General features: G+C 72.1%; 17 protein-coding genes and 1 tRNA gene. 7 read left to right on the top strand and 11 right to left on the bottom strand.

Annotated elements, in window-relative coordinates; translation table 11 throughout:
• Positions 1-88: 88 nt before the first annotated feature.
• Positions 89-541, top strand: coding sequence for a DoxX family protein (locus tag ACZ6CZ_RS02480; protein ID WP_469013621.1), 453 nt, complete (start codon positions 89-91; stop codon positions 539-541).
• A gap of 209 nt (positions 542-750) precedes the next feature.
• Positions 751-1,314 carry a DedA family protein gene (locus ACZ6CZ_RS02475; RefSeq protein WP_469014369.1) on the top strand — a complete coding sequence of 188 codons (564 nt, stop codon included), beginning with the start codon at positions 751-753 and terminating at the stop codon, positions 1,312-1,314.
• A 57-nt stretch (positions 1,315-1,371) separates the two neighbouring features.
• Here the strand turns inward: ACZ6CZ_RS02475 and ACZ6CZ_RS02470 are convergent, their stop codons facing one another.
• Complete coding sequence (locus tag ACZ6CZ_RS02470) at positions 1,372-1,596, bottom strand: DUF2277 domain-containing protein (protein ID WP_469013614.1); 225 nt, start codon at positions 1,594-1,596, stop codon at positions 1,372-1,374.
• 90 nt (positions 1,597-1,686) lie between these two features.
• Between ACZ6CZ_RS02470 and ACZ6CZ_RS02465 the strand changes: the two genes are divergently transcribed.
• Positions 1,687-2,031 (top strand): hypothetical protein, encoded by a 345-nt coding sequence (locus tag ACZ6CZ_RS02465; RefSeq protein ID WP_469013609.1) that lies wholly within the window; start codon positions 1,687-1,689, stop codon positions 2,029-2,031.
• Positions 2,032-2,103: 72 nt separating this feature from the next.
• Here the strand turns inward: ACZ6CZ_RS02465 and ACZ6CZ_RS02460 are convergent.
• Positions 2,104-2,175: transfer RNA gene (locus tag ACZ6CZ_RS02460), tRNA-Val, on the bottom strand.
• A gap of 178 nt (positions 2,176-2,353) precedes the next feature.
• On the opposite strand from ACZ6CZ_RS02460, the gene ACZ6CZ_RS02455 reads away from it, so the two are divergent.
• The 3 genes from ACZ6CZ_RS02455 (at position 2,354) to ACZ6CZ_RS02445 (ending at position 4,685) form a co-directional block, all read left to right on the top strand.
• On the top strand, positions 2,354-3,772 hold the full coding sequence (locus tag ACZ6CZ_RS02455; protein ID WP_469013603.1) for a hypothetical protein: 1,419 nt from the start codon (positions 2,354-2,356) through the stop codon (positions 3,770-3,772).
• 106 nt (positions 3,773-3,878) lie between these two features.
• Positions 3,879-4,451 carry a DUF4383 domain-containing protein gene (locus tag ACZ6CZ_RS02450; RefSeq protein WP_469013596.1) on the top strand — a complete coding sequence of 191 codons (573 nt, stop codon included), beginning with the start codon at positions 3,879-3,881 and terminating at the stop codon, positions 4,449-4,451.
• Between the two features lie 9 nt (positions 4,452-4,460).
• On the top strand, positions 4,461-4,685 hold the full coding sequence (locus ACZ6CZ_RS02445; RefSeq protein WP_469013591.1) for an FmdB family zinc ribbon protein: 225 nt from the start codon (positions 4,461-4,463) through the stop codon (positions 4,683-4,685).
• 28 nt (positions 4,686-4,713) lie between these two features.
• Here ACZ6CZ_RS02445 and ACZ6CZ_RS02440 read toward each other — a convergent pair whose 3' ends face one another.
• The 3 genes from ACZ6CZ_RS02440 to ACZ6CZ_RS02430 are packed head-to-tail and all read right to left on the bottom strand — an operon-like array spanning position 4,714 to position 9,159.
• Positions 4,714-5,529: an HAD family hydrolase gene (locus tag ACZ6CZ_RS02440; protein WP_469013583.1), complete on the bottom strand. Its 816-nt coding sequence runs from the start codon at positions 5,527-5,529 to the stop codon at positions 4,714-4,716.
• Positions 5,526-7,973: a phosphoribosyltransferase gene (locus tag ACZ6CZ_RS02435; protein WP_469013581.1), complete on the bottom strand. Its 2,448-nt coding sequence runs from the start codon at positions 7,971-7,973 to the stop codon at positions 5,526-5,528. The genes ACZ6CZ_RS02440 and ACZ6CZ_RS02435 overlap by 4 nt, the downstream gene beginning before the upstream one ends.
• Positions 7,974-7,995: 22 nt before the next feature.
• On the bottom strand, positions 7,996-9,159 hold the full coding sequence (locus tag ACZ6CZ_RS02430; RefSeq protein ID WP_469013577.1) for an HpcH/HpaI aldolase/citrate lyase family protein: 1,164 nt from the start codon (positions 9,157-9,159) through the stop codon (positions 7,996-7,998).
• 199 nt (positions 9,160-9,358) lie between these two features.
• Here ACZ6CZ_RS02430 and ACZ6CZ_RS02425 point away from each other — a divergent pair, with 199 nt between their 5' ends.
• Entirely contained in the window at positions 9,359-10,150 is a 792-nt protein-coding gene (locus ACZ6CZ_RS02425) for a TerD family protein (protein WP_469013573.1), read from the top strand.
• A 24-nt stretch (positions 10,151-10,174) separates the two neighbouring features.
• Here ACZ6CZ_RS02425 and ACZ6CZ_RS02420 read toward each other — a convergent pair whose 3' ends face one another.
• The 6 genes from ACZ6CZ_RS02420 to ACZ6CZ_RS02395 form a co-directional block, all read right to left on the bottom strand.
• Entirely contained in the window at positions 10,175-10,912 is a 738-nt protein-coding gene (locus tag ACZ6CZ_RS02420) for a TerD family protein (RefSeq protein WP_469013568.1), read from the bottom strand.
• Between the two features lie 119 nt (positions 10,913-11,031).
• Positions 11,032-12,171, bottom strand: a complete 1,140-nt coding sequence (locus ACZ6CZ_RS02415) for a DUF475 domain-containing protein (protein ID WP_469013561.1) — start codon at positions 12,169-12,171, stop codon at positions 11,032-11,034.
• A gap of 76 nt (positions 12,172-12,247) precedes the next feature.
• Positions 12,248-12,823: a TerD family protein gene (locus tag ACZ6CZ_RS02410; RefSeq protein WP_469013557.1), complete on the bottom strand. Its 576-nt coding sequence runs from the start codon at positions 12,821-12,823 to the stop codon at positions 12,248-12,250.
• Between the two features lie 108 nt (positions 12,824-12,931).
• Positions 12,932-13,507: a TerD family protein gene (locus ACZ6CZ_RS02405; RefSeq protein WP_469013555.1), complete on the bottom strand. Its 576-nt coding sequence runs from the start codon at positions 13,505-13,507 to the stop codon at positions 12,932-12,934.
• Positions 13,508-13,634: 127 nt separating this feature from the next.
• Positions 13,635-14,093, bottom strand: coding sequence for a peroxiredoxin (locus tag ACZ6CZ_RS02400; protein ID WP_469013551.1), 459 nt, complete (start codon positions 14,091-14,093; stop codon positions 13,635-13,637).
• 155 nt (positions 14,094-14,248) lie between these two features.
• Complete coding sequence (locus ACZ6CZ_RS02395; RefSeq protein WP_469013548.1) at positions 14,249-14,692, bottom strand: DUF3052 domain-containing protein; 444 nt, start codon at positions 14,690-14,692, stop codon at positions 14,249-14,251.
• Between the last annotated feature and the right edge of the window lie 448 nt (positions 14,693-15,140).

Here is a 15,140-nt window from a genome sequence, read left to right as displayed (position 1 = left end):
GAACTTGCAAGCAACTATTAGGCACTCCTAACCTCGTTCTCGTTCGGTACCGCCGACCACCGACCGACACCCCCGGAGGAGCCCCCTCATGTCCGCACGCCTCAGTACCGCGCAGCCCTATGCCCTGGGCCTGTTCCGGATCGTCGTAGGCCTGCTCTTCGCCGCGCACGGCGCCGCCTCCCTCTTCGGCGTGCTCGGCGGCGCGGTCGGCACCAACGGCGGCACCATCGACGCCGGCACCTGGCCCGGCTGGTACGCGGCCGTCATCCAGCTCGTCGCCGGCGCCCTGGTCCTGCTCGGCCTCGGCACCCGCGGCGCCGCCCTGATCGCCTCCGGCTCGATGGCGTACGCCTACTTCGACGTGCACCAGAAGGTCGCCCTGTGGCCCATACAGAACGGCGGCGAGCTGTCGGTGCTGTTCTGCTGGTCCTTCCTGCTGCTGGTCTTCTTCGGCTCGGGCGCCTTCGGCCTGGACCGGCTGGTGAGCCGGCGCCCGGCCGAGCAGCGCCGCCCGGCCGAGCAGGCACCGGCGACGGTCTGACCGCCGAACCCCCGCCGGAACCCGCACCCCCACGCCTCCCCCGCTTCTCCCCGTACTCCCCCTTGGCCCCTCGCGCCCCCTGCGCCACCGTTGTCACACGCCGGGCGTACGCTCTATGGCTGTCATCGGGGGAGCGTCACGGGGGAAGCGGGGAAGGCGTCGTGTCCGACAGCCTGGGGGCACTGACGGGCGGCCCATGGATCTACGCCATGGTGGCCGTGTCGGTCCTGCTCGACGTGTTCCTGCCCGTGCTGCCGAGCGGCGTCCTGGTCGTCGCCGCGGCCACGGCGGCGGCCGGCACCGGGGCGGCGGCGGCCGGTGAGGTCCCGCGGCACGTCCCCGACATCCTCGCGCTGATCCTGTCCGCCGCGACCGCCTCCGTCCTCGGCGACCTGGTGGCCTACCGGCTCGCCTGGCGGGGCGGGGCGCGGCTGGACCGGGCCATCGCCCGCTCCCGGCGCCTGACCACCGCGCGGGAACGTCTCGGCGAGGCCCTCTCCCGGGGCGGCGGCGCTCTGGTCGTACTGGCCCGCTTCGCCCCGGCCGGCCGCTCGGTCGTCTCCTTCTGCGCGGGCGCCGCCCACCGCCGGGCCCGCGACTTCCTCCCCTGGTCCGCCCTGGCCGGTCTGAGCTGGGCCGCCTACAGCGCGGCCCTCGGCTACTACGGCGCCCAGTGGCTGGGCGCGACCTGGCTGGCGACGGGCGTGTCCCTGACCGCGCTGTTCGCGGCGGGCGCGGCGGCGGGCTTCCTGGTACGGCGCCGGCCGGCGTAGCGCGGGCGCAGGTACCGGGGCGCAGTACGGGCACGGCGCGCCCGTGGGTCCGCCAGGTCAGGCGCGCGCGCCCTGTCCGCGCACCCGGAGGCCGCCGAGCAGGTCGGCGGTCGCCTCGGTGACGGCGTCCACGGCCCGGTCGAAGACCTCCTGGTTGTGCGCGGCGGGCGCCCGGAAACCCGAGACCTTGCGCACGTACTGCAACGCCGCGGCGCGGATCTCCGCCTCGGTGGCCTCCTCGGCCAGCGCGGGCGGGCGAAGTGTCTTGATGCTCCGGCACATGCTCCCAGTGTCCCGCACGCCGGTCCCTCGTTCCCAGGGAACCCGGTTCTCGACTCGCGTCGCAAATTCGAACAGGCGTACCATTGCCGGGTGGCTACGCCCTATGACTTCCCGAGTGACCTCCTGGCCGGTCAGGAGGAGTTGCATCAGGTACGGGCCGAGCTGTCGGCCCTGCTCAAGCGGCTCCCCTGGTCGGTCGAGCCGCTGGACGGCTTCCGCGACGACGCCGGCTGGCGCAAGGTGGAGCGCCCCGCCTCGCCCGGCTGGACGGACGACGAACAGGCCGAGGTGGAGAAGCTGCGGCGCCGCGAGCACGAGCTGGCGGTCTTCGTCAGCGGTCACCGCTTCTGGGCCGAGGTGAGCGCGGCGGAGCGGGTGGAGGCCCGGATGAAGCTCAAGCACGCCGAGCGGGAGGCCGAGCCGGAGCGGGAGTGACGCAGCGGGAGTGGCCGGGGCGGGACGCGCAGGAGCCCCCGGCCGTGATCGGCCGGGGGCTCCTTCTTCCGGTGGGCGCGGACGGTTTCGAACCGCCGACATCCTGCTTGTAAGGCAGGCGCTCTACCCCTGAGCTACGCACCCGGGACAGGGCGACAGCCTACATGGCGCGGGGCCCGGTCCGGCAAACCGGTGTCACCGCACCGACCAGCCGGGAACCCGCCCGACGATCCGCGAACCGACCGCCTCGTGTGTTCGTCCTCAACGGGTGGAAGAATGACTCGGACACCGCCCAGCGCGACGCACAGCACGGGAGAGGCATGTGACGGCGACACCGGCTACGCCCGCCGCGCGGCCGTCCGCGTCGTCCGCGCCGGGTCCGTCGGCCGCGCGGCCCCGCCGTCGGTCCGTCCGGCCGGGCGCCCGCACCGGCGGGCTGCTGCTGGTGGCCCTGCCGGTGCTCGCGGCGCTGGCGCTGCCCGCAGCCTTCGCCGGCGGCGGTACCCGGCGCTGGTTCGGCGGGCGGGCCGAGGGACACCGCGCCGAGGCCCAGGCCGCTAAGGACGCCGCCGCGGCCGCGTTCTACGAACTGGACACCGCGCAGCGCGACCTGCGGATCTCCGTGGAGACCATCTCGGCCGTCGACGACTCCCCCGCCGCCCGGCGCGCGGTCGCCGACTTCGGGGCCCTGGGCGGCCGGATCGACGAGGTCAGCCGCCGCTACATCGAGGCGGTCGACGCCCAGGACCTCGACCGTGACGACCTGGAGGCCGCCGCGGCCGCGCGGGCGCGGACCGAGCTGACCGCGGCCCGGGACGAACTGGTCCGCGTCAAGCAGGAGCTGGACCGGTTCGGCAGCGGGCTCGAGCCGCTGCTGGGCAAGGCCGAGACCCAGCTGGCCCGGCTGGCGCCGGCCGTGGAACGGGCCCGGCAGTCCCTGCTGGCCGCCAGCGGGGCACTGGACGCCGTGCGCGCGTCGGGCCTGGGCGGCGACGACCTCGCGGCCCGGCTCGCCGCCCTCTCGCCCGAGCTGACCCGGCTCAACCAGGGGGCCGGGCAGCACGGGGTGCCCGCGACGCTGGAGCGGGCCGAGCGGGTGCGGCGGGAGGCCGAGGCGATCCGCGCCGAGGCCGCGCGGCTGCCGGAGAAGGCCGCCGAGATCGACCACCGGCTGGTGTCGCTGCGCACCCGGGCCCAGGCGCTGACCACCCGCGCCGGGCAGGTCGAGCCGGTGCTCAGCGAGTTGCGGCGGCGGTTCTCGGCGGCCTGCTGGCAGGACCTCCAGCAGGTGCCGGCGCAGGCCGTGGAGCACGTCCGCCAGGCCGAGGCCAAGCTGCGCGAGGCGCAGGCGGCCCGGGACGGCCGGCACTGGCCGGACGCCACCTCGCTGCTGTCCACCGCGCGGGCGCTGCTGGACACCACCGACGAGGCCGTGTCGGCCACCCGCGACCGGCTGGAGCGGCTGAACGCCGTGCAGAAGGACCCGCAGCGGGAGATCGAGCGGACCCGGTTCGCGATCCGGGACGCCCAGCGGCTGGCCATGACCGGACGTACAACACCCGATCCGCGCCACGCCCGGCCGCTCGACGACGCGGTGGCGCGGCTGGAGCGGGCGATCGGCTCGCTGGAGGGCCGGCACCCCGACTACTGGCACTTCCTGACCGAGACCGAGGCCGTCCGGCAGAGCGTGGCGCGGGTGGTCGGGCAGATCCGCGACGAGCGCGGAGGCGGCCCCCACTGAGCCGTGTTGCCGGTGCGGGCGGCTGAGCGGATATTGAGTAGGTCGGGTGGGCCGGATACGGCCCTCGCCGCAAACGCACTGGCCCTGGCGCTCGGAGGAGACGGACATGGCCACACACGCAGCGCATTCGCACCGGCGGTCCGGGCGGGCGATCCGGTTCGACGACCACCTCCCCACGGACCACCGGCTGAGCCGGGTGTACCGGATCGGGGCGGCCGTGATGGGCGCGTTCCTGCTGGTCTTCGGCATCCTCGGGCTGATCAACCACATCGGCTGGTTCGACACCGGCGGCGACCGGGTCATCGGCCTGAACACCAACGGCTCGCTCAGCGTCCTGTCGATCTGCGTCGGACTGCTGCTCATGGTGGGCATGGTGATCGGCGGGAACTTCGCGTCGACGCTGAACATGGTGCTGGGCGTGCTGTTCATCCTGAACGGCTTCCTGAACCTGGCCCTGCTCGACACGGCCCACAACGTCCTGGCCTTCAAGATCCAGAACGTGCTGTTCAGCTTCGTGGTGGGCCTGCTGCTGATGACCTTCGGGATGTACGGCCGGGTCAGCCACAGCCTGCCGAGCGACAACCCGTACTGGCGCGCCCGGCACCCCGAGGCGGCCGAGCGGGACAACCCGACCGGTCCGGCGCTGGAGCAGCAGACGTCGGCGCGGGACCGCGGTTAACCTGTGGGCATGCCTCGCTACGAGTACCGCTGCCGTTCCTGCGGCGACACGTTCGAACTGAGCCGTCCCATGGCCGAGTCCGCCGCCCCCGCCGCCTGCCCCGCGGGCCACGACGACACGGTCAAGCTGCTGTCGACGGTGGCCGTGGGCGGCTCCGCCGCCGCCGCGGCCCCGGCGCCCCGCGCGGGCGGCGGAGGCGGCGGCGGGTGCTGCGGCGGCGGCTGCTGCGGCTGACCCGCGGGCGGGCCGATCCGCTCCCGCGTCAGCGCGGGGCGCGCACGGTCCGCAGGAACTCGCGCAGGATGCGCTCGCCCGCGAGCACGCCCCGTTCCGGCAGCGCGGTGACGTGCGGTGCCGTCCAGTCGGTGTCGGCCAGTTCGCCGTGCCCGGGACGCCAGCCGCGGTCGGCGGCGAGCAGCAGGTCCGCGTCCAGCAGGGAGTCCCCGGCGGCCAGCGTGAGCGGGGCGCCGGTGCGGCGGGCGAGTTCGCGGACGGCCGCGCTCTTGGTGAGCGGCCTGGGCACGGCGTAGAGCTTGCGGCCCTGGAGGGACACCGTCCAGCCGCGGGCCTCCGCCCACACCGCGAGTTCCTTCACCCACTCCTCGGGCAGCAGCTCGCGCTCCAGCACGAGGTAGGCGAACAGGTCCTCGGCCACCCGGTGCTTGCGGACCCACACCGGGTCGGCGGTCCGCAGCAGGTGCTCCTGCACCTCGGCGAGCGGCGCGCACTCGCCGGCCAGCCGGCCGGTGACCCGCCGGTGCCAGTCGCCGTCCGTGACGCCGTCCACCAGCAGATGGCCGCCGTTGGCGCAGATCGCGTACTTCGGCGGTGGGCCGGGCAGGTTGATGCGCTGGTACTGCTTGCGGGTCCGGGTCGTGGTGGGCACGAACACGGCCGCGTCGCCGAGGTCGGTGAGCAGCTGCGCCGCGGTCTCGGTGAGGTACGACAGCGGCCTGCTCTCGTGCACCTCCACGCACAGCAGCCGGGGCGCCCGCGGGTCCGGCATGGTCAGCGCGAGGGCCGCGGCGGAGTAGATGAGCGTACGGTCGAGGTCGCTGGCCACCAGCACCGGCGTCACCGGGTCACCGCCGTGCCGTCGGCGCCCGTGGCGCCCCGGGTGTACTCGGGGTGGATCAGCCCGACGCAGGTGTACGGCAGCGCGCCGACCTCCTCCACCGGTACGCCGCGCTGCCCGGCCAGCAGCCGCACGTGGTCCAGGTCGGCGCCCGCGCCGGCCCGGGCGAGGATCTTCCACGGGACCCGGCGCAGCAGCACCCGGGTGGTCTCGCCGACGCCGGGCTTGACGAGGTTGACGTCGTGGATGCCGTACTCCTCGCTGATCCGCTCCACGGCCCGCCAGCCCTCCCAGGTGGGGGTGCGGTCGGCGGCCGCCAGTTCCTTGACCGCCGCGCCGACGCCGTCGGCGACCTCGGCGAACCGGGCGGAGACCGCGTCCAGGAAGGCCACCGACACGTCGGAGCCCGCGAGTTCGCGGTAGAACTTGGCGCCGTGGTAGTCGTGCGGCCCGACCAGGTCGGCGCGCAGGACCGTGCGGGAGATCAGCCCGGAGACGGTCGAGTTGAGGCAGGCGGAGGGGATGAGGAAGTCCTCGCGGGTGCCGTAGGTGCGGACGCAGGAGCCCGGGTCGGCGAGGACGGCGATCTCCGGGTCGAAGCCGGTGATGCCCTCGGCGGCCTCGAACCGGGCGACGGCGTCGGCCAGTTCCCGGGTGATGGCGCCCTTGCCGGTCCAGCCGTCGACGAAGACGACGTCCCGGGGGTCGTGGTGGGCGGCGAGCCAGCGCAGCGCGTTGGCGTCGATGCCGCGGCCGCGCACGATGGAGACGGCGTAGTGCGGCAGGTCCAGGCCGTGCCGGAAGGCGGCCCAGCGGCGCATGAGGACACCGACCGGGGTGCCCGCGCGGGCCAGGGAGACCAGGACCGGGCGCGGGGAGCGCTCCGCGATCACCGTCTCGGTGACCACGCCGACCGCCCGCGCGATCCGGGCCGCGGAGGTCTCCAGCGCCGCGTGGAACAGCTCCTGGTAGCGCTCGCTGGGCTGGTACTCCACCGGCAGGGACTCCGCGTAGTGCGCGCCGCCGCTCTGGATGGCCTCCTCGCGCTCCTCGGTCGGCGCCTCCAGCCGCACGTCCGAGAGGTCCTGGAGCAGCCAGCCGACCTCCTCGGGCGCGTACGAGGAGAAGGCGGGACCGCGCAGGGGCTCGGGCAGCATGGAGGGCCTTTCTGGGACGCGCGCGGGCGCGGGGACGTACGACGGCACGACCGCGAGCAGGACGTGCGGGACGTGGGCCGCGAGCTGGGCCAGCAGTCCGCCGGGGGCGTGCAGGGCGGGGGTGTCGGCGGCCGAGTCGACGACGGCGACGACGGCGTCGAAGCCGTGGCCGGCGACGTTGTAGGCGTAGCGCTCGCCGGGACCGTCGGCCGGGTCGTCGTGGGCGGGGAAGACCAGGCGGGTGCGTATCGCGTAGCCGGGGTGGTCGACGGCGAGGACGGGTGAGCGGGTGGTGGTGGAGGAGCGGACCTCGGCGGACACCGTCCGCTCCAGCTCGCCGGCCAGGCGCAGCGGGACGTACATCAGCTCCTCGCAGCCGAGGACCAGCACGCGCCGGGCGCCGGTGGGCAGGGCCTCGGCGAGCCGGGCGGCCAGGGCGGGCAGGGCGGCCTCCAGGCGGGCCCGGTGGGCGGGGGTGAAGCCGTGCCGGCCACCGTCGGGCAGGCCGCCGGGCCAGGGCAGCGGTACCCGGGTGACGGAGCCGGTCGGGCGGGGCGCGGGCGGTGCGGGCGTCTCGTGCCGGGCGACCAGCTCCTGGCCCTTCTCCAGCACGCCGTCGGGCAGCCGTACGGTCCCGGAGGCGGTCGCGATCAGGTCGACCCGGGCGCCGATCTCCGCGGCGAGGTCCGCGAGCCGGCCGCTGTCGGCGGGTGAGCGCACGTCGACCAGCGCCACCACGACGTAACGTTTCCGCGGATAGCGTGCGTGCAGGTCGCGGATGGTGTTGAGGACCGTGTTGCCGGTGGAGAACTCGTCGTCGACCAGGACCAGCGGGCCGTCGCCGGCCAGCAGCGCCGGGTCCTCGGGCAGCAGCAGGTGCGAGGTGGCGTGCGAGTGGGACTCCTCGAAGCCGCCCGCCCGCGCCGCCCCGGCGACCGGGCGGCGGGTGGAGTGCAGGTACGGGGCGGTGCCCAGGCCGTCGGCGACCGAGTGGCCGAGGCCGGTGGCGGTCTCCGCGTAGCCCAGGACGACCGCCGCGGCCGCCTCCCGCTCCCCCAGCAGCTCCCGCACCCGGCGGCCGAGGGCGACCCCGTGGCCGTGGATCACGGACGGGGACTGGGGTACGTGCTTGCCGAGCACGCGGGAGACGAGCAGGTGGGCCCGCTTGGGGTTGCGGCGCAGCGCCAGGCCCAGCAGGGCGGGCAGGCCGTCGTCGCCGACGAGTTCGACGCCGAGCCGCTCGGCGACCCAGCTGCCGGACCAGACCCGGTCGTTCACTGCCTTGTTCATGCGTTCCTTGGGGTGAGGAGGGTCAGCCGGGTATTCCGGCGGCGAGCAGCTCCACGAAACCGACGTCCTCCTTGGCCACGCCGAACACCTCGGCGCGCAGCAGGGTCCGCTCGGCCCAGGCGCGGTGCGGCTTCACCTCGTTCATCTTGTTCGTGTAGGCCGAGCGCAGTACACCCCCGCCGCCGCGTTCCGGCCGCAGGATGTCCTGGGCGTCGCTGAACTCCTCGTGGCTGACCACGGACAGGGCGTGCACCGGCAGGACGTGGGAGGGGTGGATGCAGGTCTTGCCGAGCAGTCCGTTGGCCTGGTCCAGGGAGATCTCGCGCAGCAGCCCGTCCATGGCGTGCTCGATGAGCCGCTCCCGCAGCTCCACGGCCTGCCCCTCCAGGAAGGGGCTGTGCCGCAGCATCGGCTTGAACATGCGCTCGGAGACCCGGAAGTACTCCCAGACCGGCCCGGTCACGGTGAAGCCGGTGCCGTCGGCGCGGCCCAGCATGTTCACCACGTCCGCGATCACGGAGGCGACGATCTGGACGTCGTAGGCCGTCATGTCGGGGGCCCGGCGCAGTCCGTAGGAGGAGCAGAAGTCGGTGACGCCCAGGCGCAGGGCCAGCACCCGGTCGCGGTACTTGTCGACGGCGCGGAAGATGCCCTCCAGCGTCTCCACCCGCGACTCCCGGTACAGCAGCTCGGGCGACTCCAGCACCGGCATGGCGAACAGCCGGCGGCCGCAGTAGGCCTCCGCGGTGGCCAGGGCCTCCAGGAAGGGCAGGCCGCGCTCCGCGGTGAACTTCGGCAGTACGAAACCGGACAGCAGGCGCACGTCCGGGCCGAGGCGGCGCACCAGGTCCGGTATCTGGGCGGGGACCCGGACCCGGATGAACAGCAGCGGCGGCTCCACGTCGCGGGCGGCGAGGTCGGCGAACTGGCGGACGAGGTTGTCCTCGCCGTGCGCCACGTCCGCGTCGCCGATCGAGTCCTCCAGGCACAGCACCATCGAGACCACGCCGCTCATGGCCTGCTTGACCACGTCGTCGGCCAGGCGCGGCCGGGTGGCCGGGCTGTACAGCGTGGCGCCCAGGGCCGCGGCGAGCAGCCGGGCCGGGGAGTCGGCACCGAAGACGGTCGGCTCCCGGTGGAAGAGGCGCTGCCGCACCTCAGGGGCGATGTGCCCGAAATGACGCATAAATCTCCCCTGGAGCGCGCGAGCTGGGCCTGTGAACTGGGTAAAGGGTGGCCGGTAATAGTACGTAGAGATCCATGTCGCAGGTTCCCGTCGGGCATGAATTCCAGGTAACCCGCCCATGTCGGCACGGGTTCCCCCGCTCGGTGTCCGGTCACCCCCCGCATTGTCGTGACCAGGACCGAGAGGGCAGGATGACCGCATGACGCACGCCATGCTGAAGGGGTCGAACGTCCCGCTCGATGTCACCACGGTACGCGCCGTGCTGTGCTGGACGCCCGGCCAGGGGGTCCCGGACGTGGACGCCTCCGCGCTGCTCCTCGGCCCCGGCGGCCGGGTGCGCTCCGACGAGGACTTCGTCTTCTACAACCAGCCCCGGCATCCCTCGGGGCAGGTGTGGCGGCTCGGCAAGAAGCGGGTGGCCGAGGGCCTCACCGACACGATCCAGACAGATCTCGCCGGTGTCGAGACCGGTGTCGGCCGCATTCTGCTGGTGGCATCGGCGGACGGGGTCCCCTTCGAACACGTACCGTCGCTGCGCATCCTGCTGTACGACGCCGCCCTCGCGGAGGGTGAACCGCTGGCCCACTTCGACATCCGCCCGGAGACCGGCGCCGAGACGGCGCTGATCTGCGGGGAGCTGTACCGGCGGGGCGAGGGGTGGAAGTTCCGCGCCCTGGGCGAGGGCTACTCCAACGGTCTGAAGGGTCTCGCCACCGACTTCGGCATCTCGGTGGACGAGTCGGAGAACATCGACGGCGTGCCCGCGCAGCCCGAGGGCCCGTCCCGGCCGCTGCCCCCGGAGCAGCGGACCGCCGCGCTGCCCGCCCCGGTACCGGCACCGGTGCCCGCCCAGCCGGCCTACGGCTATCCGCAGCCGGCGCCCGCCCCGCCCTCGTACGGCTATCCGCAGCAGGTGCCGCCGACGGCCGCGGCGCCGGCCCCCGACTACGTCCGCCTGCCGCCGCAGGGGCCGCAGTTCATCGGCCGCTGAGACGGGCGCGGCGGGCGGGGCGGGCTACCGCTCGGCCTTGGTCTTGTAGCCGCGACCCCACTGGAGCCCCCAGCCGTACAGCCGGTCCAGCTCGCCCTGGAAGCCGTACACGAACTTCACCTCGCGGCGGACCGTCAGCTCGCCCTTGACGTTCTCGATCATCACGACCGCGCAGGAGCGCGCCTGCGGGTGCCGCTCGTCGAGGCCGATCTCGATCCGCGGCCCGTTGCTGGGGTAGAGGGTGACGACGGCGTGGGTGCGGTCGAAGGCCGGCGTCTGGTCGTAGATGTACACGAAGACCAGCAGCCGCTTGATCTCGTCGCGGTGGTCGAGGTTGACGTACATCGTCTCCCCGGACCCCGACCCGAACCGGTCGTCGCCGCTGAGCTTGACGTACGGCGGGGCGTTGGTGTCCCCGAAGTAGCCGCCGAGGGGCTGCACGACCCCCTTGCTGCCGTCCATCAGCTCGTACAGGCACCCCAGGTCGAGGTCGACGTTGACCATGCTCTGCCCGTGCCCGAGGATCTCCGGCGGCTTCAGCGCCCGGAAGGGGTGGCGCAGCAGGCTGGTGGAGCGGCCGCCGCCGAGGTCGGAGGTGCGCATCCGCCAGGCCAGGTTGACGCGCAGGTGCCCGGTGGCCGCGTCCTGCTTGGTCAGCGACACCTGCTGGTGGCGCCGGGTGAGCTGGATGGAGTTGGTCGCGGCGCTGCCCGAGTCGAAGTCGGCCGCGCGTCCGCCCAGTATCCCGTCGAAGAAACCCATTCCCGCCCCCAGGTGCCCGTGTCCACGCCGAAGGGCGGCCGGCCGCGCCGGCCGCCCCGAACGAAGCGTTCCTCACCGGGGGCGCCGTCACACCCCCGGTCCGCCGCCCGCGAGCGGGATCACACCGCGATCTCGGCCTTGTCGTCCGAGCCCGCGCCGCCCTCGGCGGCCGCCAGCGCGCGGTTGCGGCGCACGGAGGACCAGAAGGACCAGGCGATCAGGACGACGCCGACCAGGCCGGTGATGACCTCGTTGATCTCGTACTGGATGGTGACCATCAGGATCACGGCCAGGGCGCCGATCGCGTAGTGCGCGCCGTGCTCCAGGTAGACGTAGTCGTCGAGGGTGCCCTGGCGGACCAGGTACACGGTCAGCGACCGGACGTACATGGCGCCGATGCCGAGGCCGAGGGCCATCAGGACGATGTCGTTGGTGATGGCGAAGGCGCCGATCACCCCGTCGAAGGAGAACGACGCGTCCAGGACCTCCAGGTAGAGGAACATGAAGAACGCGGCCTGCCCGGCGAGGACGACGGCCGAGCGCTGCTTGCCGCTGCGCTGGGCCTCCTCGTCCGCCTCGTGCTCGCGTTCCTCCTCCGCCTCGAGCCGGTCCTCGAAGAAGCCGGAGAGCCCGCCGACGATCATGTACGTGATCAGACCGGCGATGCCGGCGATCAGCACCGTCTGCGCCTTGTCGACGTGGGCGCCGCCGTGCTGGTGGGCGTGGGCGGCGAAGGTGAAGGAGGTGATCAGCAGGACGATCAGGGCGATGCAGACCGCCAGCATGTCGACCTTGCCGAGCTTGGCCAGGGGGCGCTCGATCCAGCGCAGCCACTGGATGTCCCGGTCCTCGAAGATGAAGTCGAGGAAGATCATCAGCAGGAACATGCCACCGAAGGCGGCGATGGCCGGGTGGGCGTCGGTGACCAGCTGCTGGTACTGGTCCTTGTCGTTGAGCGCGAGGTCGACCGCGTCGATCGGACCGATCTTGGCGGTGATGGCGACGATGACGACGGGGAAGACCAGCCGCATGCCGAAGACGGCGATCAGCACGCCCACCGTGAGGAAGATCTTCTGCCAGAAGGCACTCATCTTCTTCAGGATTCCGGCGTTGACCACCGCGTTGTCGAAGGACAGCGAGATCTCCAGGACGGCCAGGATCGCCACGATTCCGAAGGCGGTCCACCCCCCGTAGAAGACCGCCGCGACCAGACCGAGCGCGGTGACCGCGAACGACCAGCCGAAGGTTTTCAGAAGCACTGGCTACCCCATCGTGTGTTGGGGGCCCCTCCCAGACGAAGTCTGGGGGAGGATCTCCCCCGTGCCGTACGCGGCTTTACGAAACGTTGACTCCGAAGTCTAGAGCGATGCCTCGCAAGCCTGACGCGTACCCCTGACCTACCGCACGGAACTTCCACTCGCCCTGGTACCGGTACAGCTCGCCGAAGATCATCGCCGTCTCGGTGGAGGCGTCCTCGCTCAGGTCGTAGCGGGCCAGTTCCTGGCCGTCGGCCTGGTTGACCACCCGGATGAAGGCGTTGGAGACCTGGCCGAAGGTCTGGCCGCGCTCGTCGGCCATGTGGATGGAGACGGGGAAGATGATCTTGTCGCAGACCGCCGGCACCTTGGGCAGGTCGACCAGGATCGACTCGTCGTCGCCCTCGCCCTCACCGGTGAGGTTGTCGCCGGTGTGCTCCACCGAGCCGTCGGGGCTGGTGAGCTGGTTGTAGAAGACGAACCACTCGTCGCCCATCACCCGCCCGCCCTGGCACAGCAGCGCGCTGGCGTCCAGGTCGAAGGGGGCGCCGGTGGTGGAGCGGGCGTCCCAGCCCAGACCGATCATGACGTTGGTGAGGTTCGGTGCGGCCTTGGAGAGGGAGACGTTGCCTCCCTTGGCGAGCGTGACGCCCATGCTGGTGGTCCTCCCCTAGTGGTGCTTCCCTGGTTGTCCTGCGCGTCCGGCGCCGACCGTAAACGGTGCGGCGCCGGACATCGTCGGAGCGGGGGCGGGTCGCCGGTGTCAGACGTTGACGCCGAAGTCCTGGGCGATGCCGCGCAGACCCGAGGCGTAGCCCTGGCCGATGGCCCGGAACTTCCACTCCGCGCCGTGCCGGTACAGCTCGCCGAAGACCATCGCCGTCTCGGTCGAGGCGTCCTCACTCAGGTCATAGCGGGCGATCTCCTGCTGGTTGGCCTGGTTGACGACGCGGATGAAGGCGTTGCGCACCTGGCCGAAGGACTGCTGGCGGTTCTCGGCGTCGTAGATCGACACCGGGAAGACGATCTTCTCGACGTCGGTGGGGACGCCGGCCAGGTCGACCTTGATCTGCTCGTCGTCGCCCTCGCCCTCACCGGTGATGTTGTCACCGGTGTGCTCGACCGAGCCGTCGGGGCTCTTGAGGTTGTTGAAGAAGACGAAGTGCTGGTCGCTGGCGACCTTGCCCGAGGTGTTCAGCAGCAACGCGCTGGCGTCGAGGTCGAAGTCGGTGCCGGTCGTGGTGCGGACGTCCCAGCCCAGACCGACGATGACGGCCGTCAGACCCGGAGCCTCCTTCGTCAGCGATACGTTGCCGCCCTTGCTGAGGCTGACTCCCACGAGTCCTCCAGTTGGTGTCCGGGGGCGGGAGCCCCGTCGTGCGTCGGATACGGGATCAACGTGTCGATCCTAGTGACGGGTTCCCGGCCTCCGCAGACTCAGAGCCGGGGAAATCACCGGTGTGGCGTCACAGGGTGTCGAGCGCCTTCACGTACTCGTTCAGGTCACGCGCGTCGGGCAGGCCGTTGACGACGGTCCACCGCACGACGCCCTCCTTGTCGATGATGAAGGTGCCGCGCACGGCGCATCCCTTGTCCTCGTCGAAGACGCCGTAGGCCCGCGAGACGTTGCCGTGCGGCCAGAAGTCGCTCAGCAGCGGGTACTCCAGGCCCTCCTGCTCGCCGAAGACGCGCAGGGTGTGGATGGAGTCGTTGGAGACGGCCAGCAGCTGGGTGCCGCGGTCGGCGAACTGGGGCAGGTTGTCGCGCAGCTCGCACAGCTCGCCCGTGCACACGCCGGTGAAGGCGAAGGGGTAGAAGAGGAGCACCACGTTCTGCCGGCCGCGGAAGTCGGACAGCTTCACGGTGCGGCCGTGGTTGTCCTTGAGTTCGAAGTCGGGGGCCTTGTCGCCGACCTGGATCGCCATCGTCCTGCATCCCTTCGGTGGGGCTGTTCGGGTGGCTCCACCCTACGCAGCGATCACCGGGAACCGGCGGACGGGCCGAGCGCTGCTCGGCCCGTCCGGTGCAAAGGACGGGGCCGTCCGGGGGACGGGGCCGGTCCTGGGGGGTGCGAGGCGGCTTACCTCTTGCCGGGCTTGGTGGCGGCCTTCGGCGTCACCAGACGCGAGCCGCTCCAGTCCTTGCCCACGCTGACGCTCTTGGACGCCGACAGCCCTGCCGTCGTAGCGGCCTCCGAGATGTCGCTGGGCTCCACGTAGCCGGATCGGCCTGTCTTCGGCGTGAGGAGCAGGATCGCCCCGCCCTCCTCGATGTACGTGGTGGCATCCACCAGCGCATCCGTCAGGTCGCCGTCATCGTCGCGGAACCACAGCACCACGGCGTCGGCCACGTCGTCGTACTCCTCGTCCACCAGGTCGCTGCCGATGACTTCCTCGATGGACTCGCGGAGGTCCTGGTCGACGTCTTCGTCGTAGCCGATCTCCTGGACCACCTGCTCGGGCTGGAACCCCAGCCTGACGGCAGGGCTCGTCCGCTCCTCCGCGTGGTCCGCGGTCGCGCTCACGGGTTGCCTCCTGATCATGTCTTGGTGAATGTCTCAGCCACGCGCGTGCGCGAAGCATTGGCCGTAGTCCACACGGGCGGGACCGATCGCGCAAGTACCCGGCCGTTCGGACCGCCGAAACGGTGACGATCCCGGCCGTGTCGCCGCAACTCCTGGCACCGTATCGCGAGCCGGCAGGGCTCACACCACACCCATGTGCCCGGTTTGTGCGGTTCGGAATCATTCGGAATCATCCGCGAATACGAGCCTCGAACAACTTTGCCAAGCAGATCACACCCCGGGCGTATCGTTGCGTTTTGGTCGCACCCGGCCGAGCGGCGCTCCAGGGACACCCGACGGGCGCCTCGTTACCTCGCGGTAGAGATGACGTACGCCCCTTCGAGGTACACGATGGGGAACGGTGCAGGCACCAGCAGGTAACACGAGAAAAAAGTGGCCCTCTGACAGG

The organism is Streptomyces sp. NPDC041135, from assembly GCF_055592085.1.
The sequence above is the reverse complement of the archived record's forward strand: the minus strand, read 5'-3'. Positions and strand labels throughout refer to the sequence as shown.

Bases quoted from the DNA above. Each gene is read 5' to 3' on its own strand.
- ACZ6CZ_RS02480 (WP_469013621.1), top strand. From the start codon at position 89: ATGTCCGCACGCCTCAGTACCGCGCAGCCCTATGCCCTGGGCCTGTTC.
- ACZ6CZ_RS02475 (WP_469014369.1), top strand. From the start codon at position 751: ATGGTGGCCGTGTCGGTCCTGCTCGACGTGTTCCTGCCCGTGCTGCCG.
- ACZ6CZ_RS02470 (WP_469013614.1), bottom strand. From the start codon at position 1,596: ATGTGCCGGAGCATCAAGACACTTCGCCCGCCCGCGCTGGCCGAGGAG.
- ACZ6CZ_RS02450 (WP_469013596.1), top strand. From the start codon at position 3,879: ATGGCCACACACGCAGCGCATTCGCACCGGCGGTCCGGGCGGGCGATC.
- ACZ6CZ_RS02445 (WP_469013591.1), top strand. From the start codon at position 4,461: ATGCCTCGCTACGAGTACCGCTGCCGTTCCTGCGGCGACACGTTCGAA.
- ACZ6CZ_RS02435 (WP_469013581.1), bottom strand. From the start codon at position 7,973: ATGAACAAGGCAGTGAACGACCGGGTCTGGTCCGGCAGCTGGGTCGCC.
- ACZ6CZ_RS02430 (WP_469013577.1), bottom strand. From the start codon at position 9,159: ATGCGTCATTTCGGGCACATCGCCCCTGAGGTGCGGCAGCGCCTCTTC.
- ACZ6CZ_RS02425 (WP_469013573.1), top strand. From the start codon at position 9,359: ATGACGCACGCCATGCTGAAGGGGTCGAACGTCCCGCTCGATGTCACC.
- ACZ6CZ_RS02420 (WP_469013568.1), bottom strand. From the start codon at position 10,912: ATGGGTTTCTTCGACGGGATACTGGGCGGACGCGCGGCCGACTTCGAC.
- ACZ6CZ_RS02410 (WP_469013557.1), bottom strand. From the start codon at position 12,823: ATGGGCGTCACGCTCGCCAAGGGAGGCAACGTCTCCCTCTCCAAGGCC.
- ACZ6CZ_RS02400 (WP_469013551.1), bottom strand. From the start codon at position 14,093: ATGGCGATCCAGGTCGGCGACAAGGCCCCCGACTTCGAACTCAAGGAC.